Source organism: Pseudomonas bananamidigenes (genome assembly GCF_001679645.1).
Taxonomy (GTDB): domain Bacteria; phylum Pseudomonadota; class Gammaproteobacteria; order Pseudomonadales; family Pseudomonadaceae; genus Aquipseudomonas; species Aquipseudomonas bananamidigenes.
The window spans coordinates 1-3,611 of the sequence record NZ_LRUN01000114.1; the positions used below are offsets into that span (position 1 = coordinate 1).

Genomic DNA, 3,611 nt, shown 5'->3' on the forward strand with positions numbered 1-3,611 from the left:
CTGAACAACCGCATGACCGGCAACGACGGCAACAACATCCTTGATGGCAAGGCCGGTGCCGACACCATGATCGGCGGTCTGGGCAATGACACCTACATCGTCGACAACGCCGGGGACACCATCATTGAAACCAGCACCCTGGCCAGCGAAATCGACACCGTGCGCTCTTCGGTGAACTGGACCCTGGGCGATAACCTGGAAAATCTGGTGCTCACTGGTACTGCCAACCTCAACGGCACCGGCAACGGTCTGAACAACGTACTGACCGGCAATGCCGGCAATAACATCCTCGACGGCAAGGCTGGCGCCGACACCATGATCGGCGGTCTGGGCACTGACACCTTGACCGGTGGCAGCGGTGCAGACGTGTTCACGTTCAACGACTGGAACGAGAGTGGCTTGGGCAACCTGCGCGACGTCATCACCGACTTCAACAGCGCACAGGGCGACAAGATCGACTTGACCAAGTTTGATGCCAACCTGCTGACCGCCGGTTTTAACGGTTTCACCTTTATCGGTGCGAGCGACTTCACTGGCGCGGGCCAACTGCGCTTCATCGATCACGTGCTCTCAGGCAACGTGAGCGGTAACACCGGTGCGGACTTCGAAATCCAACTGGTGGGTGTGACCAGCTTCAGTGCCAACGATCTGGTGGCCTGATACAACCCGACACCCGACCTGTTTTCACAGGTCGGGAGCCAAACAGAAACGCCCCGATGATTCGGGGCGTTTCTGTTTGCGTCGATAACACCGGAAGTCTAGTTCAAGACCCCAAGTTCCTTGGCTCGCGCCACCGCCTGTGTCCGTCGCTCCACGCCCAGCTTGTTATTGATATGGCTGGCATGAGTTTTCACGGTGTGCAGCGAGATGAACAATTGCTCGCTGATTTCCTGATTCGAGCAGCCTTGGGCAATCAGCCGCAAGACTGCCAGCTCTCGACTGCTCAAATGTTCAGTGAGGGAAGTGTCCTGCGCCATCCGCGACATTGGAGGCGGAAAGTGCTCCAACAACTGCTGACCGACAGGATTCGCGGTGGTCAGCGACAATTGCGTTCGCAACCAGTCAGCGTGATCCTTGACCAGCACATCGAACGGCTGCAATACCCCGCCACTGGCAGCATCGATGGCTTGGGCCAATGCTTTGCGGGCCTCGGCTTCTCGACTACCCACCAGCAGCAACGCCACCTTCTGCGTCAACGCCATAACACTCAACAACTGCCGCCCGGTTTGCTGACCGTTCTCCAGCAATGCGTTCAATCGGCCTTCAGCGAGCATGGGTTGCCCCTGAATGACGTCCAACAATGCCTGCTGCAGTTCGACATGCAACGGCAACTGTGGATGAAACTCCGGTGGGGCGGCCGCACGTTCACCGGTGTAAGTCTGGCCCAGCCGCGCAAGCCAGGCTCCAGCCAGGTCAATACGCCCCTGAGCCAGCCACAACTCGCATTTGACCAGGGTAATCATCGCCAGATAGTAGATCGGTGGCACGTCCCAAATGTGCATCAGACGCTCCGCCTCGGCGAGTTCAGCGAAGGCCTTGGCAAACTCTCCAGCACTGCCGTCCAGACGGGCAATCACGCAGTGACCAATCAGCACGCTGATATCGCGACAGGCCCGCGCTTCGCTCAGACCGGCCTGCAATCGCGCACGCGCCGCATCAGGCTGCAAGTGCATGGCCAGCAGAAAACCCTCATACAGCGTCAGTCGCGCACGCACGGCGTACAAACGCTGTGCGGACAATCCGCGCAAACGCTCCAGGCCCTGATGCACTTCATCGAGGGCGCGAACGACTTCCCCACGCGCCTGCAAGACCCGGGCGCGGTCGTAGTGGGCCAGTGCCTCGAACAGCGGATTGCCGACCCGCTGCGCCAGCTCCAGGGATTCTCGGTTCAAGCCTCGTGCACGCCATAGATCACCATCGGCAATCGCCAGGTTGGACAAGGTCGACAGGCACATCAGACGCTGGCCATAACGCTTGGCCGGCAGGCTCTCCAGTGCTTCGCTGCAATATTCGATGGTCTGTTCGCGATGCCCTCGGCCACGGGCGATGATGCCTTTGAGCGCCAGCCATTGGGCCAGCATGGATTTCTGTGCGGTAGCCGACGGCGCCGGCAGAAACCGGCTCAGGTGACTGGCAAGCTCCTCGGCCGCATCGAGCTGGCATGCCAGCCCCAGCGCCCAGCTGTACAACACGATCAGGCGCGGCGTGCTGATCAGCAGGCTATCCGGCAAGTCCATTTTCCAGCGTAGCAACATGCCGACGTTCTGCTCGGCCAGCAGTTGTTCCTCGGACAGGTTCTGCACCAGATTCGCTGCCACATCCAGATGCCCTGCGCGCAGGGCCTGTTCCACGGCTTCGTCCAGCAACCCCTGAGCATTGAACCAGCGGCAGGCGCGCAGGTGCAGCGTAGCGACAGGAACCACCGCCCGAGCGATTGGCCGACTGCGCAACAGATCGGAAAACAGATGGTGATAGCGATACCAGTGCCCATGCTCGTCCAGCGGCACCAGAAACACCTGATGCGCCAACAGGAAGCGCAGGATTTCAGCGCTGTCATGGGCTTCGCGCACCGCGTCGCACAACTCGCTGCAAAAACGTTCTTGCGGCGCGGTTTCGTAGAGAAAAGCCTGCACCTCGGTCGGCAGGCAATCGATGACCTCTTCGAGCAGGTAATCGCGGATCAACCCTTCCCCGCTGTTCAAGGCCTGAGGCAACGCCGCCTCGCTTCCAGCCTCGGCCACCGCCAGCAGCCAGAAACGCAAACCGGCGACCCAGCCTTCACTGCGTTGGATCAGGTTTTCCAGGGCCTCGCCGCGTAGCGAGCTGCTGTGGCGATCGAGCAGGGTCAGGGCTTCGTCGTGAGTCAGGCGCAAATCCTGCTCATGCAGTTCCAGCAACTGTCGCGATAACCGCAGGCGGGCGAGATGCCAGTCCGGCCGCTGACGGCTGGTGACCATGACCAGCAAACCATCCGGCAAGTGATTGAGGAAAAATTGCAGGCAGCGATCGAGTACCGGCCCTTGGGCAAGGTGGTAGTCGTCCAGTACCAATAACAGCGGCGAGGTCGGTTGCAGGTGCAGTGCCAGCTCATCGAGCAGGCCATCGAGCCATTCCTCGAAGGCGAACGGCTGATGACGCTGGCGCATTTTCAACAGGCCGAGCGCGCGGCTGCCGAGTCCCGGGAAGTAAGCCTGCAGGCCCTCGAGCAGACGCTCGAGAAAGCGCCCCGGGTCGCTGTCCCGGGCGCTCAGTCCCAGCCACAGGCTTTGCCAGTGTCCCGGCAGACTTTGACAGAACTCCACGGCCAGCGAACTCTTGCCGAACCCCGCCGGGGCGCAGACCAGCAACAGACGCCCACCCAGCCCGGCTTGCAGGCGCTCACACAGACGTGGTCGCAATACATGCCCATCAGGCAACGGCGGGCGAAAAAAACGCCCGTCCAATGCCGTGGCGGCAACGCTTGCAGGACCCGGAAGCGGGGACAGATCAGTCATGGCCGGCTCTTGTTCGAATGGCTGTTGGCGGCGTAGCAGATGTCCGCAGACTAGCCTTAAACGGCGTGCATATGAAGTTGTTGCTACAAATGGCTACAAAATCACCACGCAAAAAAA

General features: G+C 60.6%; 2 protein-coding genes. One reads left to right on the forward strand and one right to left on the reverse strand.

Annotated features, from left to right (window positions below):
• Positions 1–660: type I secretion C-terminal target domain-containing protein (locus BBF94_RS26835; protein ID WP_141676640.1), on the forward strand; the 660-nt coding region annotated here is incomplete at its 5' end.
• A gap of 98 nt (positions 661–758) precedes the next feature.
• Here the strand turns inward: BBF94_RS26835 and BBF94_RS26840 are convergent.
• A complete protein-coding gene (locus BBF94_RS26840) occupies positions 759–3,494 on the reverse strand; it encodes a LuxR C-terminal-related transcriptional regulator (protein WP_065261932.1) in 2,736 nt (911 codons plus the stop codon).
• Between the last annotated feature and the right edge of the window lie 117 nt (positions 3,495–3,611).